Origin of the sequence: Nocardioides sp. WS12 (assembly GCF_014108865.1) — a bacterium.
Taxonomy (GTDB): domain Bacteria; phylum Actinomycetota; class Actinomycetes; order Propionibacteriales; family Nocardioidaceae; genus Nocardioides.
Window position 1 is genome coordinate 4,104,665 of sequence record NZ_CP053928.1, and the last position, 15,962, is coordinate 4,120,626.

16 protein-coding genes and 1 pseudogene are annotated in these 15,962 nt (G+C 69.5%); 1 reads left to right on the top strand and 16 read right to left on the bottom strand.

Annotated features, from left to right (window positions below; genetic code table 11):
• Positions 1-49 precede the first annotated feature (49 nt).
• The 11 genes and pseudogenes from trmD to ffh form a co-directional block, all read right to left on the bottom strand.
• Positions 50-739 (bottom strand): annotated as a pseudogene (gene trmD, locus HRC28_RS25675) (tRNA (guanosine(37)-N1)-methyltransferase TrmD); the annotation flags it as partial.
• On the bottom strand, positions 736-1,323 hold the full coding sequence (gene rimM / locus HRC28_RS19850) for a ribosome maturation factor RimM (RefSeq protein ID WP_202033132.1): 588 nt from the start codon (positions 1,321-1,323) through the stop codon (positions 736-738). The gene rimM and the pseudogene trmD, both read right to left, overlap by 4 nt.
• Positions 1,324-1,410: 87 nt before the next feature.
• Positions 1,411-1,650 carry an RNA-binding protein gene (locus HRC28_RS19855; RefSeq protein ID WP_182377128.1) on the bottom strand — a complete coding sequence of 80 codons (240 nt, stop codon included), beginning with the start codon at positions 1,648-1,650 and terminating at the stop codon, positions 1,411-1,413.
• 4 nt (positions 1,651-1,654) lie between these two features.
• A complete protein-coding gene (rpsP, locus tag HRC28_RS19860; protein ID WP_182377129.1) occupies positions 1,655-2,170 on the bottom strand; it encodes a 30S ribosomal protein S16 in 516 nt (171 codons plus the stop codon).
• A gap of 155 nt (positions 2,171-2,325) precedes the next feature.
• A complete protein-coding gene (locus tag HRC28_RS19865; RefSeq protein ID WP_182377130.1) occupies positions 2,326-3,198 on the bottom strand; it encodes a hypothetical protein in 873 nt (290 codons plus the stop codon).
• A complete protein-coding gene (locus HRC28_RS19870) occupies positions 3,195-3,911 on the bottom strand; it encodes a hypothetical protein (protein WP_182377131.1) in 717 nt (238 codons plus the stop codon). The genes HRC28_RS19865 and HRC28_RS19870 overlap by 4 nt, the downstream gene beginning before the upstream one ends.
• On the bottom strand, positions 3,908-5,809 hold the full coding sequence (locus HRC28_RS19875) for a S8 family serine peptidase (protein WP_182377132.1): 1,902 nt from the start codon (positions 5,807-5,809) through the stop codon (positions 3,908-3,910). The genes HRC28_RS19870 and HRC28_RS19875 overlap by 4 nt, the downstream gene beginning before the upstream one ends.
• A gap of 100 nt (positions 5,810-5,909) precedes the next feature.
• Positions 5,910-6,983, bottom strand: a complete 1,074-nt coding sequence (locus HRC28_RS19880) for an amidohydrolase family protein (RefSeq protein WP_182377133.1) — start codon at positions 6,981-6,983, stop codon at positions 5,910-5,912.
• Between the two features lie 161 nt (positions 6,984-7,144).
• Positions 7,145-7,525, bottom strand: a complete 381-nt coding sequence (locus tag HRC28_RS19885; protein ID WP_182377134.1) for an NYN domain-containing protein — start codon at positions 7,523-7,525, stop codon at positions 7,145-7,147.
• A complete protein-coding gene (locus HRC28_RS19890) occupies positions 7,522-8,265 on the bottom strand; it encodes a hypothetical protein (RefSeq protein WP_182377135.1) in 744 nt (247 codons plus the stop codon). The genes HRC28_RS19885 and HRC28_RS19890 overlap by 4 nt, the downstream gene beginning before the upstream one ends.
• A 13-nt stretch (positions 8,266-8,278) precedes the next feature.
• A complete protein-coding gene (ffh, locus tag HRC28_RS19895; RefSeq protein WP_182377136.1) occupies positions 8,279-9,847 on the bottom strand; it encodes a signal recognition particle protein in 1,569 nt (522 codons plus the stop codon).
• A gap of 101 nt (positions 9,848-9,948) precedes the next feature.
• Between ffh and HRC28_RS19900 the strand changes: the two genes are divergently transcribed.
• The gene (locus tag HRC28_RS19900) at positions 9,949-10,224 is read left to right on the top strand and encodes a hypothetical protein (protein ID WP_182377137.1); all 276 of its coding nucleotides are present in this window, start codon (positions 9,949-9,951) and stop codon (positions 10,222-10,224) included.
• On the opposite strand, the gene HRC28_RS19905 is transcribed toward HRC28_RS19900, so the two are convergent.
• From HRC28_RS19905 to HRC28_RS19925, 5 genes are all read right to left on the bottom strand, one after another.
• Positions 10,211-12,439, bottom strand: coding sequence for a [protein-PII] uridylyltransferase (locus HRC28_RS19905; RefSeq protein WP_182377138.1), 2,229 nt, complete (start codon positions 12,437-12,439; stop codon positions 10,211-10,213). The two genes, HRC28_RS19900 and HRC28_RS19905, sit on opposite strands and share 14 nt — an antisense overlap.
• Before the next feature lie 19 nt (positions 12,440-12,458).
• Positions 12,459-12,797 (bottom strand): P-II family nitrogen regulator, encoded by a 339-nt coding sequence (locus HRC28_RS19910; protein ID WP_056714252.1) that lies wholly within the window; start codon positions 12,795-12,797, stop codon positions 12,459-12,461.
• Positions 12,794-14,143, bottom strand: a complete 1,350-nt coding sequence (locus HRC28_RS19915) for an ammonium transporter (protein ID WP_182377139.1) — start codon at positions 14,141-14,143, stop codon at positions 12,794-12,796. The genes HRC28_RS19910 and HRC28_RS19915 overlap by 4 nt, the downstream gene beginning before the upstream one ends.
• Positions 14,144-14,240: 97 nt before the next feature.
• Positions 14,241-14,579: a P-II family nitrogen regulator gene (locus tag HRC28_RS19920; protein ID WP_056714250.1), complete on the bottom strand. Its 339-nt coding sequence runs from the start codon at positions 14,577-14,579 to the stop codon at positions 14,241-14,243.
• A complete protein-coding gene (locus HRC28_RS19925) occupies positions 14,576-15,913 on the bottom strand; it encodes an ammonium transporter (protein ID WP_202033133.1) in 1,338 nt (445 codons plus the stop codon). The genes HRC28_RS19920 and HRC28_RS19925 overlap by 4 nt, the downstream gene beginning before the upstream one ends.
• Between the last annotated feature and the right edge of the window lie 49 nt (positions 15,914-15,962).

Below are 15,962 nucleotides of genomic sequence, written 5' to 3' on the forward strand. Positions count from 1 at the left end.
CGTTGGCACGGACGATCGGGGTGCCGTCATCGAGCGTCGACGGCGCGAGCAGGTCCGGGCGACGCTCCGCGGTCCGTCGTACCGCCTCCTGGTGGCGCCAGCGCTCGACCTTGCCGTGGTCACCGGACAGGAGGACTGCGGGCACCTCGCGGCCGCGCCACTCGGCCGGCTTCGTGTAGACGGGGTACTCCAGCAGTCCGCCCTCGGTGTGCGACTCCTCGACGAGGGACTGGGCGTTGCCCATGAAACCGGGCAGCAGACGTACGACGGCCTCGGTGATCGCGAGCGCAGCGACCTCACCCCCGTTGAGGACGTAGTCGCCGAGGCTGACCTCGCGCACCTCCGCCCGCTCGCGGGCGTGGTCGATGACGCGCTGGTCGATGCCCTCGTAGCGGCCGCAGGCGAAGACGAGGTGCTCGCGGGTGGCGAGGTCCTCCGCGAGGCGCTGGTCGAACGGCTCGCCCGAGGGCGTCGTGAAGATGATCGTGGTGGCTGGACCGTCGGTCGAGCCTGTCGAGACCAGCGAGTCGAACGCCTCGCCCCAGGGCTCCGGCTTCATCACCATGCCGGCACCGCCGCCGTAGGGGGTGTCGTCGACGCGGCGGTGCTTGTCGTGCGCGTAGGAGCGGAGGTCGTGGACGTGGAACTCGAGCAACCCCTTGTCGGCCGCCTTGCCGGGCAGCGAGAGCTCGAGCGGCGCGAAGAAGTCCGGGAAGATCGTGAGGTAGTCGAGCCTCACGCGTCGGCCTCCGTGGCCTCCGGTGCAGCGTCGGCCTCGTCGGCGTCATCGGGGAACGGCGTCACCAGTCCGGGACGGTCCGCGATCACGACACGACCCCCGGCGACGTCGACCTCCGGGACCAGCGCCGACACGAACGGCACCAGCGTGTTGCGGCCGTCCGGCGTACGGATCTGGAGCAGGTCCTGGGCGCCGTGGACCACGGAGGAGACCTTGCCGATCTCCTCGCCCTCGAGGTTGTGCGCCGCCAGGCCGATCAACTGCCGGTCGTAGAACTCCTCGGGGTCCTCGGGCACCTCGTCGGCGGACACGAACGCGCGCAGCACCGATCCGCGGGCCGCCTCGGCGGCGTTGCGATCGGCCAGCTCGGCGAACGTCACGAGCAGGACGCCCTGGTGCCAGCGCGTACGGGACACCGTGAGCTTGCGGCCAGAGAAGGCCGAACCCTTGGGCGGCTCGACCTCGAGCACCGCGCCGTCGACGTACCGACGCTCCGGCTCGTCGGTGCGTACGTCGACGGTCACCTCGCCACGGATGCCGTGGGGTTTGCCGATCCGGCCGACGACGACCTCAATGCTGTCCACGGGTCAGAGATTAGGCGGTAGGGGCGGGAACGCCGAACGGGCGCCTCCCCGAGGGGAGACGCCCGTTCGAATGATGCTGGGTGGAACTCAGCGGCGGTCGGTGTCGACGAAGTCGACCCGGGTGCCGCTGTTGCCGGAGATCGCGGAGATGACCGTGCGGAAGGCAGTCGCCGTGCGACCGCTCCGACCAATCACCTTGCCGAGGTCGTCGGGGTGGACCCGGACCTCGAGCACCGAACCACGGCGAAGCTGCTTGTCGCGCACGACGACGTCATCGGGGTGGTCAACCACTCCGCGGACGAGGTGCTCCAGCGCGTCGGCGAGCATCTACTCAGGCCTCTTCGGTGGCTTCGGCAGCGTCAGCGGCCGGAGCTTCCTCGGCGGGGGCCTCAGCAGGGGTCTCGACGGGCGCCTCAGCGGCGGCCTCCTCGACCTTCTCCTCGACCTTCTCGTCCTTCTTCGAAGCCTTCTTCTTGGCGGTCGTGGCAGCGGCCTTGGGCTCGCTGGCGACCTCCTTGAGGGCCTCGTTGAAGATGTCGAGCTTGGCGCGCTTGGGCTCCTTGACCTTGAGGGTGCCCTCAACGCCATCGATGCCCTTGAACTTCTGCCAGTCACCGGTGATCTTGAGCAGGACCTCGACGGCCTCGGTCGGCTGCGCGCCGACGGTCAGCCAGTACTGCGCCCGGTCGGAGACGATGTCGATGTACGACGGGTCTTCCTTGGGGTGGTACTTGCCGATCTCCTCGATCACGGCGCCATCGCGCTTCTTGCGCGAGTCGACGATGACGACGCGGTACTGCGGAACCCGGACCTTGCCCAGGCGCTTCAAACGAATCTTGACGGCCACGTTTGTGGTGTCTCCTTGACGATTTGTGGTGGGTGAGGCGCGGGCTACCAGGTGGGGACACCGGGGCCCGGACTCGGATGGGTTCCACGCAGACGGTTGAGAGGGACCGACGTTGCAGAACTCAGCCGCCAAGTCTGCCAGATGACCCGGGCCCTTCACGAATCGGCTGACAGGTGGTCGGCCAGGGCGGTGGCGATCTCGTGGTCGGGGCCGTCGAAGCTCGTGTACGCCGGCGAGGTGTTGGCCTCCCAGCAGTACCAGCGACCGTCACTCCCGAACCGGAGGTCGATGCCGGCCAACTCCAGGTCCAGGGCCTGCGCAAGGGCGCGGCAGCGCTCGGCGACGGGTGCAGGGAGGTCGACGGGTTCGAGGGTGAAGCCGCCGTACCGGTAGTCGACGGCCTGCGAACGGACCCGGTGGGCGAACAGGCGCGTACCGACGACGTGGACGCGGTACTCCACGCCCGGAATGAACCTCTGGAACTGGGTCGGGCACCACCGCACGGCGCCCAGGTCGTCGTCGGGCCCGACGATCCGGACGATGCTGCGGGTTCCGCTGATCGACTTCACGATCACCCGGCCGTGCTGGGCGACAAACGCCGCCGCCGCCTCCGGGTCCGTGGTCAGCAGGGTCTCGGGTACGGCGAACCCGACCCGCTCGATCACGGTCCCCTGGCGCGGCTTCGAGTGATTGCTCAGTCCCGCCGACGGCCGATTGACCACGCGGACGTGCTCGGGCACTCCCTCGGCCCATTCCCTCAGGCCGAAGGACAGCCGGGCGAGACGGTCGTGCTCGGCGGCATCGACGGCGTCGCCCAGGTCGTAGGAGCGCAGGTAGACACCACGCAGGTTCTGGACCGGGACCTCGAGGTCACCGACCCGCAGCGCGAGCCGGTTCCCGACCGGCTCGACCGCGACGCGATCGCAGGAGGCCTGGTCGAGGAACAGATGGGGGGTGCCGCGGTCGGCGAGCACCCGGCGGACGTTCTCGAGGGGTTCGTCCGTGCGAAGTCCGTAGAGCACGATCACGACGCCACCTCCATGAGCGCATTCCTGTCTCGGTCGGCGACCAGGTCTCGGACGGCCAGGCGCACCTCGGTCGTTCGAACGACCGGTGCCGACAGAACGGCCTCCAGTCGCCCCAGCGGATCGCCCGGTTCACGGGTGACGACGGCCGAGAGCAGGGCCACGCCCTGCGAAGCGGCCATCCGGCACAGCCGTCGGGTCAATGCCTCGTCGATCTTGCACGTCTGCGATCCCCCGACGCGGAAGACCTGGTCGCCCACGACGGTCACGAGCGCACGCGGCGCGTCGGCGTCATCATCGGTGGCCAGCGGCACCCCGGCCGCTGCGGCCCATGCGGCGGTGGGCGGGCAGGGTCCCGCCAGGCTCGCGTACGACGGCGCGACCAGGCAGCGGTGGTCGAGGGTGGTGAGCCAGTGGCCCAGGAAGGACGTCATCTCCGAGGCGACGTACTCGCGGTGCTCCGGGGACATCCAGGTGAGGTCGGCTGCCTCCACGCTCGCGAGCAGGCTGACCAGGCACCGCACCTGATCGGTCCCGAACGGTTCGCCGTCGGCGATCCCGCGGCCGGCCGCCGGGCCCGTCCCCGAGGACGGGCCGGCAGCGAGCGCCCAGCCCGGCAGCGACAGGTCCGCCGGGGTGAGCAGGCGTGCGCCCGCCCACCCCGCGACCAGCGCTGCCGCGCCGGGGTCCTGCTGGGAGGCAAGGATCAGGATCACGACGGTCCGTTGCCGTTGGTCGAGGCGAGGGCCGCCTCGACCACCTCGCCGGACACGTCCGGCCGGTCCTCGGCGTCGACGAACGGGCTGCCGAGGCTGCCCACTCGCTTCTCGATCCGGTCCAGGCGCTCGAGAACCTCCTTCATCCCGTCGAACTCCTCGTGCACCGGGTTCACGAGGATCTCGCCGGGGTTGAAGATGTCGTCGATCTCGCGGCCGGCGAGCTTGTAGTCGTCGATCTCGCGGATCTCCTTGACCCGCTTCTCGACGAAAACGTTGTCCCGCACGTGCTTGACGAGGTCGTTCTCGAAGTACCGCTTGGGGATCCGACGGGCGGCGATCAGGGCGGCGTGGACGTCGATCCGGCCGTAGCCCATCTGGTTGTTCCAGGTGCCGTTCGGGTGACCCGACACGTTGGCGTAGGCCACCGTGCCGACCTTGGCCGCGGTCTTCTCGATGATGTTGCGGACCGCCACGTTGCTGAGCGAGGAGTTCCGCGAACGGATCAGCGCCGCCAGGGCTGCGACGTGCGGGGTCGCCGCCGAGGTCCCGTTGAAGGTGCCCGTGTAGGCCGTGCCGGTGTAACCGGCGCTGCCGAGACGGTCCGTGCTCGGAATCCGGACGCCAGGAGCGACGACGGACATCTGCGGGCCGTAGTTGGATCCCCAACCCTCACCGTCCGGGCTGCTCGGGGACTTCCGGTTGTCGGCCTGGTCGCTGGCGCCGACCGCGATGACCAGCGGGTTGGTCGCCGGGTACGTGATGCCGTTGAGGGTGTTGTGGTTGTGCGTGGCGACGCACATGATCATCCCCGCGTTGTGGGCCTCCTGGATCGCGGGATCGATGACCGCGTGGCTCCAGGCATTCCACCCGAAGCTCATCGAGACCACCTGCGCACCCTGGAGTCGGGCGTAGCGAAGACCCGCCGCCACCTCGGTGTCGGTCCACCGGTCGAAGGCGATCGGCAGCAGGCGGCAGCCGCCGGCCAGACCAGCCACACCGACCCCGTTGCCGGTCCGCGCAGCAACGATGCCGGCGCACGGCGTGCCGTGGTTTCCGGTCGGAGCACCGGTGCCCGACATGGTGCCGAGGTTGATGCCGTTGTGCAGGAACGCACCGGCCAGGTCGGGGTGACCCAGTTCGACACCCTCGTCGAGGATCGCGACCGTGACCGAGGGCGAACCCATGGTCAGGTCCCATCCGGTCGTGCCCGGGCCACCGGCCCCGATCTGGCGCAGGCCCCACTGGTCGACGTACATCGGGTCGTTGGGAGTGTGGGCCACCGGAACGCGCAGCGGCACCCATTCGAGCCGGACCTCCACCTCGCGGCCGAGGGCTGCGGTGATCCGGTCCGACAGGTCGTACGCCGGCGTCGCTGCCGGGTCCACGACCTTGAAGTAGTCGAGGTCCCCGAGGAGCGAGGAACGGACCTCGTCGCGCTGGAGGCCAAGAGCCTCGACCGCGGCCAGGTCCTCGGGGGTCGCCACGTCGGCGTCCAGGAGGACGACGGCGTCCGCGGCCGGGGAGAGCTCCTCGGCACCCGCGCCGAAGTCGGCGGTGTAGACCGGCGAGGACCAGGCGACCGAACCGCCGCTGGTCGCGGCGTCGAGGGCGTCGGTGTCGACGGCCGAACCGTCCGCTGTCCGGGCGAAGACGAAGTCCTGGCCAGCGTTGACGGGCTGCTTGTCGGCGACCGAGCCATCGGCGGCATCCGCGACAGCGCCGCCAGCGGTGCCTTCAGCACCCTCAGCACCTTCGGCAACAAGACCGAGAGAGGCGAGGACGTCGCCCTGGCCACCGGCCACGGGCGTGGACCGCGGCGCGAGCAGGACGCGGTCGGGGTTCAGCGAGAGCGGCACACCAGACGGGTGGACCAGGTTGTCGGGAAAGCTGGGCATGGTGTTCTCCTCCGAGGATGAGAGTGACTTGTGCCACTCACCCTGAGGAGGCGCTACCGACCGCCCTGATACATCCCTTTCGGATCATTGCCCGAAGGGGTCAGCTGACGACCTTGCCGCGCAGTACGACGTACGCCGGCTCGGCCAGCACCGACAGGTCCGCGACGGGGTCGCGGGGGTAGACCACGAAGTCGGCCGGGTCGCCCTCGTCGAGGCCAGGGTTCCAGCCGAGCCAGGCCCGGCCCCGCCAGGACGCGGCGCCCAGCACGTACTCGGCCGGCAGGCCCATCTCCACCATCGCGCGGATCTCTTCGTGAAGGACTCCGTGGCGGGTCGACCCTCCACCGTCACTGCCGACGTAGAGGGCCACCCCGGCGTCGTACGCATTCATGAGGACGTCGCGACGGGTGCGGTGCAGCGATTCCATCGTGCTGGCGTAGGCCGGGAACTTGCTGCGGCCCGCGTCGGCGAACCCGGAGAGCTTGTCGGTCTGCAACACGGTCGGCACCAGCGCGACGCCCTGGGCGACCATCCGGGCAATGTGCGCCTCGGTGAGGCCGGTGCCGTGCTCGATGCAGTCGATCCCGGCATCGAGCAGCGGCGACAGGGCCGCCTCGCCGAAGCAGTGGGCCGTCACCTTCGCGCCGTGCGCATGGGCGACGCCGATCGCTGCGGCAACGGCATCGTCGGGGAACGACGGCACCAGGTCGCCGGCGTCACGGGAGATCCAGTCACCGACCAGCTTCACCCATCCGTCGCCGGCCTGCGCCTGCTCCCCCACGATGTCGGGCAGGCCATCGGGTTCGACCTCGTGGCCGTAGTTCCGGATGTAGCGCTGTGTCCGGGCGACGTGGCGACCGCAGCGGATCAACCGCGGCAGGTCCTCGCGCTCGTGCACCCAGCGGGTGTCCGCAGGTGAGCCGCAGTCACGCACCAACAGGACACCATTGGCGCGGTCGGCCAGCGCCTGCTCCTCGATGACCTCGTCGGACGTCGCTCCCCCGTCCTCGAGACCGAGGTGGTTGTGCGCGTCGACCAGACCGGGCACGATCCACCCCTCGCCGACCGTCTCCGCGCCCGATGGCCGTTCGTAGGTGATCAGGCCGTCGACGACGTACACCTCCCGCACGTCACCGTCGGGCAGGACCGGTCCGGAGAACCTCAGCGCACTCACCCGGCCGACGCTACCAATGCACGAGGTGCGGGGGTTTCTCACTCGAGGTGCGAGGGTTTCTCACTCGAGGTTCGAGGGTTTCTGCCCCGACGGAGAAACCTCCGCACCTCGAGTGAGAAACCGGCGCACTTCGACAGAGAAACCTCCGCACCTCGCGTGCGTCAGAGGCGGGACAGCAGCCAGGTGGGTGAGAGCGTCGTGGCCCCCGCGCCGTGGACGCGGGCGTCGAGGGCGCGATCGGCGGTCACCACCACGACCCGGCCACCCTTCGCGGCGGCCTTCTCGACTGCCTTGCGCGCTTCCTCGACGATCGTGGCGTCGCCGTCCTTGGGGGCGTGGACGGTGCGTACGTGGGCGTCCCGGCCTGCGCGCACGCCGCCCTTGGCCTGCCCCTCGAGCACGAGTACGACGACGTCGTACTCGATGTCGGCGACGAGCAACTGGTCGTGCAGCCGAAGGGCCGCGCCGGCGCGGTCCTTCCACCAACCGTCAGGGCGAGCGCCCACGACGTTGGCGCCGTCGACAATCAGGGTGGCGGTCATCGGGAATCCCCGTCTGCTCCGCCGGCCGGGCGGGGAGCGAGGACACCGATCTCCCAGAGCGCGAACTGCAGCGCGACGAACTCGGCGGGGTCAAGGGTGATGTCGACGCGTTTGCGCTTCGCGCCCTGCTGCCAGCCGGTCCAGGTCGTGCGTACGACGCCCGCGGTGCGGCAGTGAACCGTGATCCGCCGACGCCCGGCAACCAGTTGGAGGTAGCTGCCGACCCGGACGTCAACACTCTCGTAGGTGTCGTCATTGCCGGAGTTGCCCGTCGGCCGACTCTCCCAGGCCCCACCGAGAACCACCCGGTCGATCGTGCGAAGCCGACGCCGACCCAGCCCGTAGGAGTGCCGCAGTACGACGCCACGCTCGTCGACGCGCAACCGGCCGGGGAACAACGGCGCACCCCAGGCCACGGCACCCCAGACGATCATTGCCACGGCGACCAGGCCGATGCCACCGAGGATGATCCGGTCGTCCTGGTTCCCCGACGCCACGGTGTACGCGGCTGCCGCGGCACCCGCCAGGAGGGCGACACCGAGCAACCAACGCGAGCCGATGCGTTCAGGCCCTCCCCAACGCGACCCGTGCGCGCCATCGGCCTCGGCAACGCCCTGGTGGACCTTGCCGAGGTGACGCTCGAGGTTCGCACCCTTCACGCCGGCGACGCAGACCGGACACGGCACCGGGCTCCCGGGGTTCTCGCCTGCCAGGCGGAGTGCCCGGCTCACGGTCGACATGTCGCGGCGCCGCCTACTTCAGGAACTTCGAGAAGTCCTTCGGGAGTTCCAGTTGGGCCGCGGCGGCTTCGTAGTCGATGTCCTCGCCGATGCCGAACGGGTTCGGCTTGGCCTCGGCTGCCTTTGCCTTGGCTGCGGCAGCTTCCTGCGCGGCCTTGGCCGGGTTGCCGGACTTGCGCTGGCCGCCCTTGGCCTTGGTCTTCGCCTTCTGCTTGGCCGTGACGCGTTTGGCACCGGCACCGGCACCCATGCCGGGCATCCCCGGCATTCCGGGCATGCCGCCACCGCGGGCCATCTGCATCATCATCTTGCGGGCCTCGAAGAAACGGTCCACCAGCCCGTTGATCTCGGTGACGGAGCGACCCGAACCCTTGGCGATGCGGGAGCGACGCGAGCCGTCGATGAGCTTGGGGTTGGCCCGCTCGGCCGGGGTCATCGATCGGATGATCGCCTCGACGCGGTCGATCTCGCGCTCGTCGAAGTTGTCGAGCTGCTCACGGATCTGACCCATGCCGGGGAGCATCTTGAGGATGCTGGTCATCGAGCCCAGCTTCTTCAGCTGCTGCATCTGCGACAGGAAGTCATCGAGGGTGAAGTCGCCGTCGCTGAGCTTCTGCGCAGTCTTGAGCGCCTCCTCCTGGTCGAAGGCCTTCTCCGCCTGCTCGATCAGGGTCAGCACGTCACCCATGTCGAGGATGCGCGAGGCCATCCGATCGGGGTGGAAGACGTCGAAGTCGGTGAGCTTCTCGCCCGTGGAGGCGAACATGACCGGGCGGCCGGTGACGTGGCGGATCGACAACGCTGCACCACCGCGGGCGTCACCGTCGAGCTTGGTGAGCACGACGCCGTCGTACCCGACGCCGTCGAGGAACGCCTGCGCGGTGGTCAGGGCGTCCTGCCCGATCATCGCGTCGACGACGAACAGGGTCTCGTCCGGCTGGACCGCGTCGCGGATGCCGATGGCCTGCGCCATCATTTCGCTGTCCACACCGAGGCGACCCGCGGTGTCGACGATCACGACGTCGTGCAGCTTGCGCTTGGCCTCCTCGATCGAGGCACGGGCGACGGACACGGGATCACCGACGCCGTTGCCGACCTCGGGCGCGAAGACGGGGACGCCGACCTTCTCGCCGTTGACCTGGAGTTGCTGGACGGCATTGGGGCGCTGGAGGTCGCAGGCCACCAGGAGCGGGGTCTTGCCCTGCTCCTTGAGCCAGAGCGCGAGCTTCGCGGCCAGCGTGGTCTTACCGGCACCCTGGAGACCGGCGAGCATGATCACGGTCGGGCCGGTCTTGGCGTAGCGCAAGCGACGGGTCTCGCCGCCGAGGATCTGGACCAGTTCCTCGTTGACGATCTTCACGACCTGCTGCGCCGGGTTCAGCGCACCGCTGACCTCTTCGCCGCGGGCGCGCTCCTTGATCGCCGCCACGAAGTCCTTGACCACGGGCAGGGCGACGTCGGCCTCGAGCAGCGCGATCCGGATCTCCCGGGCGGTGGCGTCGATGTCGGCCTCGGAGAGCCGGCCCTTGCCGCGGAGGTTCTTGAAGGTCGCGGTGAGGCGGTCGGACAGTGTGGCGAACAAGAGCGGGTCCTCGCGGAGACGGGAAATGAGCCGGGTCGAAGTGCAGGGGCGGCCGTTGCAGGCCGGAAACCACTCTAGTTCAGGGATCTAGACTCGATTGCATGACCATCGCCGTCTTCACCATCGCCGGACTTCTGGTCCTGGTGCTGGTGATCGCGGCGGGCCACCGGATCCTGCGCTCGGACAACGGTGTCGGCGGCGGCGTGGCCGACGGTCTGGGCAACTTCATCGACGTGTTCGACCCCGCCCGGGCCCGCGCCGATCGTGACCTGAAGTCGCACAACAACCAGGGCCCGGTCATCCCGAGCCCCGATGACGACGACCTGCCGGTCAAGGTCGACCTGGTGAAGGGGACGGCGCGGATCAGGCGCCGGTGATCGCCGCACGCACCGCGTGCGCAGCCTCGGCCGATCGGGTCTCCGACAGTGCGCCGGCCGACGCCTCCTGCACGTAGAACACGTCGACCGCCTGCGGCCCGAGCGTGGAGACGTGCGCCGAGCGCACCGTCATGTCCATCGCTGCGAGCGCCGAACTGACCTGGAAGACCACGCCGAGCCGGTCGGCCGCGCGCACCTCGATGACCGTGGCGTGGTCGCTCGCTTCCGGTCGTACGACGACCGTGGGCGCGAGTTCGCCGGGGGCAGGAGGTCGCGGGGCCAGTCGGGTGGCGACGTCGACGCGGCCCTCCGAGATCGCGTCGTACTGGTCGCGCAGTGCGCCGGCGTTGAGGAACTCGTCGGCCACGTCCCACACCGAAACCCCGTACTCGCCCTGGGACCAGATGCGCGCGGCCCGGATCGGGACCCGGCGAAGGGCGAAGGTCGCGGCGACGCTGGCCAGCAGGCCGACCCGGTCCGGGCCGACGGTGGTGACGCGGGACCCGTCGGCGACGGGTTCGATGGAGATGGCGAGTTCGCCGCGGGTCGCCGCGGCCGGGATCTCGATCTCCTCGACCCGGAACGCGGGCGGCACGCTCCCCCGCTCCAGCGAGGCGCGGGCACGGCGGGACAGGTCCAGGACCAGACCGGCCCGCCACGACGACCAGGCCTTCGGGGAGGCGGCCTTTGCGTCGGCCTCGGTCAACGCGGTGAGCAGGGCGAGCGCCTCGGGCGTCCGGATGTGCTCGGTGAGTGCGTCGAGGGTGGCCGGATCGTCGGGGTCGCGGGTGGTCGCGATGTCGGCGAGCAGCAGGTGCCAGCGCACCAGCTGGCTGATCAGGTCGACCTCGTCGTCGTCGAAGCCCATCCGGCCCGCGATCTCGCGGGCGATCGGAGCTCCGGCGACGCTGTGCTCGGTCAGGTCCCCCTTACCGATGTCGTGCAGCAGGGCAGCGACGACCAGGACGTCCGGGCGCGAGACGCCGCGGATCAGCGAGGCCGCTTCGACGCAGGTTTCGACGACGTGGCGGTCGACGGTGAAGCGGTGGATCACCGAGGCGTGGGGCAGCAACCGGATCCGTTCCCACTCGGGAAGGATCATCGCGAGCGCGCCGGTCTCGTCGAGGGTCTCCCACACGGGGAGCAGTCCGTGACCGGCCGCGAGCAGGCGCACCATCTGCTGGCGGGCCTCGTCGGGCCACGGCACCGGCAGCGGCGGGCACTCCCGGACCAGGCGGGCCGCGGTCGGCGGTGCGAGCACCACGTCGCGGGTGGCCGCCTCGGCCGCAGCACGCAGCAGCAGCACCGGGTCGCTCGCGGGCCGCGCGCCCTTGTCGAGCACCACTTCGCCCTGCGACAGCGCCACTCCCGGCGCCAGTCGGGTGAGCTCGGGGCGCCGCGGCTTCGCCGCAGGAGTACGACGAAGGGCGTCGTCCGTCCGGCGCCAGGCGAGCCGCGACAGGTGGGTCACCCGGCGACCGAGTTCGCGGACGTGTCGTTGTGCGGCGCGCTCGTCGGGCAGGTCGAGTCCCTCGGCGACCGGGCCCCAGTGCTCGGGCGCGATCCGGTCGGTGCCGCGTCCGGCGGCCGTGTGCAGCACGTCGCGGACGTCGAGCAACTGGCCGCGGCAGCGTTCGAGGTCGGCGGCAGACACATCGACCAACCAGGTCGCGGTCAGGCTCTTGAGGACCGTCGCGTCACGGAGCCCGCCTTCGGACTCCTTGAGGTCGGGCATCGACAGGTGCGCGAGCTCACCGATGAGGCGGTGCCGGGTGCGCACCATCTCGTGGAGTTCCGGCAACCGCTGCCGCGCCTGCCGGCGCCACTGGGCCAGGACCGTGGCGCGCAGCCGGAGCGCGAGGCTGTAGTCACCCGCGATGTGCCGGATGTCGAGCAGGCCGGACGCGACGCGGATGTCGTTCTGCGCCGCGGTGATCGTCTCCGACAGGGTGCGGACCGAGTGGTCGAGCTTGCTGCCGGAGTCCCACAGCGGGTACCAGACCTGCGCCGCGAACTCGCCGAACCAGTCCTGCTGGACGTCGTCCTCGGCGACGAGCACCACGTCCAGGTCGGAGTAGGGCGCCATGTCGCCGCGCCCGAACCCTCCGACCGCGACCAGGGCCACGCCGCTGTCCGGGCCGCCCGCGTCGGCGTACGCCTTGCCGCACAGGGCGTCGGCGGCCTCGGTGCGTACAACGCGGTCAGCGGCAGTCATCCGGCTTGATCAGCTCCGATCAGACCGCAGCAGATCCGGTGTCCCCGGTGCGCACGCGCACCACGGACTCGACGGGCGTCACCCAGATCTTGCCGTCGCCGACCTTGCCGGTCTGCGCAGCCTTGGTGATCGTCTCGACGATCTGCTCCACGTCGGCGTCGTCGGCGACGATCTCGATTCGGACCTTCGGCACCATCGCGATGTCGTACTCCGCACCGCGATACACCTCCGTGTGGCCCTTCTGGCGGCCGTAGCCGCTGACCTCACTGACGGTCATTCCGTTCACGCCGACGGCCTCGAGCGCCTGTCGGACGTCTTCCCACTTGTGCGGCTTGACGACCGCGCTGATGAGCTTCATGACTGCAGGGTGCCAGTCCCGTGACCGAAGTGGGGGCGAGCACCGCCGGTGATGTTCAGGTCGTACGCCGTTTCACCGTGGATGATCAGGTCAACACCCGCCATTTCGTGCTCGGGATCGATCCGGAAACCGATGGTCTTGTCGAGCACGTAGACCAGGATCGCGGTCATCGTGAACGAGAACGCGAGGGTCGCGCCAGCCGCGATCAACTGCTTGCCGAGCTGGTCCGCGCCGCCGCCGTAGAACAGGCCGTCGACGCTGGTGACCGACGACGAGGCGAGGAAGCCGATCAGGATCGTGCCGACCAGGCCACCGACGAGGTGGACGCCCACCACATCGAGCGAGTCGTCGTACTTGAAGGTGAACTTGAGGCCGACCGCGAGCGCGCAGACCGCGCCGGCGACGAGGCCGACCAGCATGGCGCCGATCGGAGTGACCGAGCCACAGGACGGCGTGATGGCCACCAGACCCGCGACGACGCCGGAGGCGGCACCGAAGGACGTGGCGTGGTCGTCGCGGATCCGCTCGACACCGAGCCAGGCCAGCAGGCCGGTGCAACCGGCGAGCAGGGTGTTCACGAAGACGATGGCGGCGGTGTTGTTGGCGCCGAGCGCCGAACCGGCGTTGAAGCCGAACCAGCCGAACCACAGCAGGCCGCAGCCGACCATGACGAGGGTCAGGTTGTGCGGCTTCATCGGGTCGCGGCCGAAGCCGACCCGGCGACCGAGGACCAGCGCGGCGGCGAGGCCGGCGGCGCCGGAGTTGATCTCGACCGCCGTACCACCGGCGAAGTCGAGGGCGCCGAGTTCGTTGGCCATCCAGCCACCGACGTGGTCACCGGCGCTGAAGTCGAAGATCCAGTGCGCGACGGGCGCGTAGACCAGGACGGTCCAGAGCCCGGCGAAGATCAGCCAGGTGCCGAAACGGGTGCGGTCCGCGATCGCACCGGCGATCAGGCCGACCGTGATCACCGCGAACAGGCCCTGGAAGGCCGCGAAGAGGGTGATCGGGTACGGCGCCCCGGGGACCTCTTCGAGCATGCCCTTGAAGCCGGCGTACTGGAACGGGTCGCCGAGCAGTCCCCCACCGATGTCGTCACCGAAGGCGATCGAGTAGCCGATGAGCACCCAGACGATCATGACGACGGCGAGTGCACCGAAGACCATCATCATCATGTTCAGCACGCTCTTCGAGCGGACCATGCCGCCGTAGAAGAAGGCCAGGCCGGGCGCCATCAGCAGGACGAGCGCAGCGGCAGCGAGCAGCCAGGCGGTGTCGCCGTCCGCTGTGGACACGGTTTCGGCGGCTGTGCCATTGGACAGGGCCACCAGGAGCAGATCAGGCATCCGCCAACTCTGAGGTCGAAATGTTTCGCGGGCGTAACAGGACCCCCTTCACGTGTTACGCCGACGTGAAGGGTCTATCTGGCTCGGCGGTCCGAGCTCAGAGTGCTTCGGAGTCCTTGTCCCCCGTGCGCACGCGTACGACGGTCTCGACCGGGCTGACCCAGACCTTGCCGTCACCGATCCGGCCGGTGTGGGCGGTCTTGGTGATGATGCCGACCACGTCCTCGGTGTCGGGGTCGTCGACGACGATCTCGATCCGGATCTTGGGGACCAGGGCGATGTCGTACTCCGCGCCGCGGTAGACCTCGGTGTGGCCCTTCTGGCGGCCGTAGCCGCTGACCTCACTGACGGTCATTCCGGTGACGCCGAAGGCCTCGAGGGCCTCGCGGACGTCCTCCCACTTGTGCGGCTTGATGACTGCGGTGACGAGCTTCATGCGCTTCCCTCCGATGCGGTGGACGACGTGAGGACCGAGGCACGACGGGCGCCGCCGCCAGTACCCAGATCGTAGGCAGACTCTCCGTGCTCGACGAAGTCGATGCCCTCGACCTCGTCCTCGTCCTCGAGACGGAGACCCAGGGTGTACTTGATCGCCAGCCCGACGATCAGGGTGGCTAGAGCCGACCAGACGATCGCGAAGAGCGCGACCGCGATCTGGACGACGAGCTGCTGGGCGCCGCCGCCGGTGAGGAGTCCGCCCTCGTTGGAGGCCAGGAAACCGACGCCGATCGTGCCGACCAGGCCACCGACGAGGTGGACGCCCACGACATCGAGCGAGTCGTCGTACCCGAACTTGTACTTGAGGCCGACCGCCAGGGCGCAGAGGCCACCGGCGAACAGGCCGAGCACCATCGAGCTCCACGGCACGAGGTTGCCGCAGGCGGGCGTGATGGCGACCAGACCGGCGACCACACCCGACGCGGCACCGAGCGAGGTGGACTTGCCGTCGCGGATCTTCTCGATCAGCAGCCAGCCCATCATCGCGGCGCTGGTGGCCAGCGTGGTGTTGAGCCAGACCAGCGCCGTCTCGGTCGTGTAGGCGTCGAGGTTGACGATCGAGCCGACGTTGAAGCCGAACCAACCGAACCAGAGCAGGCCGGCACCGATCATCGTGAGCGTCAGGTTGTGCGGCTTCATCGGCTCCTTGCCGAACCCGATGCGCTTGCCGATCAGCAGGGCGAGCACCAGGCCCGCGACACCGGCGTTGATGTGCACGACCGTGCCACCGGCGTAGTCGATCGGCGCCACCTCGGCGCCCTCGGGACCGGAGAAGATGAGGTCGGCCAGGCCGCCCTCGACGCCACTGAGGAAGCCGCCGCCCCACACCATGTGGGCGAGCGGGAAGTACGACAGGGTGACCCAGATCGGCAGGAAGACCAGCCAGGCGGAGAACTTCATCCGGTCGGCGATCGCACCGCTGATCAGGGCTGCGGTGATCACCGCGAAGGTCAACTGGAACGCGACGAAGACGTAGTTGGTCGGGTCGGTCGTCTCGAGGCCGAACTGCTTGAACGGGTTGGAGAACAGCTTCCCGATCTCCTTGCCCGCTTCGCCGTCGGCCGTGAGGTACGTGGTGCTGTACGACATCGACCAGCCCCACAACGCGTAGACGATGCCGACGACGCCGAGCGCGCTGAACGACATCATCATCATGTTGAGGACCGACTTGGTCCGGCTCATGCCGCCGTAGAAGAGCGCCAGGCCGGGCGCGGTCATCAAGAGGACGAGCGAGGCCGACACCAGCATCCAGGTGTAGTAGCCGTTTTCCATGCTCCGAACACTGCTGGCCGTTGGTTTCGGTCGGAGTGGGGTCGCGTTA

Excerpts from the sequence above, each read along its gene's own strand:
- HRC28_RS19885 (WP_182377134.1), bottom strand. The coding sequence starts at position 7,525 with ATGACCGCCACCCTGATTGTCGACGGCGCCAACGTCGTGGGCGCTCGC.
- HRC28_RS19915 (WP_182377139.1), bottom strand. The coding sequence starts at position 14,143 with ATGCCTGATCTGCTCCTGGTGGCCCTGTCCAATGGCACAGCCGCCGAA.
- HRC28_RS19920 (WP_056714250.1), bottom strand. The coding sequence starts at position 14,579 with ATGAAGCTCGTCACCGCAGTCATCAAGCCGCACAAGTGGGAGGACGTC.
- HRC28_RS19855 (WP_182377128.1), bottom strand. The coding sequence starts at position 1,650 with ATGCTCGCCGACGCGCTGGAGCACCTCGTCCGCGGAGTGGTTGACCAC.
- HRC28_RS19890 (WP_182377135.1), bottom strand. The coding sequence starts at position 8,265 with ATGTCGACCGTGAGCCGGGCACTCCGCCTGGCAGGCGAGAACCCCGGG.
- HRC28_RS19910 (WP_056714252.1), bottom strand. The coding sequence starts at position 12,797 with ATGAAGCTCATCAGCGCGGTCGTCAAGCCGCACAAGTGGGAAGACGTC.
- HRC28_RS19900 (WP_182377137.1), top strand. The coding sequence starts at position 9,949 with ATGACCATCGCCGTCTTCACCATCGCCGGACTTCTGGTCCTGGTGCTG.
- HRC28_RS19925 (WP_202033133.1), bottom strand. The coding sequence starts at position 15,913 with ATGGAAAACGGCTACTACACCTGGATGCTGGTGTCGGCCTCGCTCGTC.
- HRC28_RS19875 (WP_182377132.1), bottom strand. The coding sequence starts at position 5,809 with ATGCCCAGCTTTCCCGACAACCTGGTCCACCCGTCTGGTGTGCCGCTC.
- HRC28_RS19905 (WP_182377138.1), bottom strand. The coding sequence starts at position 12,439 with ATGACTGCCGCTGACCGCGTTGTACGCACCGAGGCCGCCGACGCCCTG.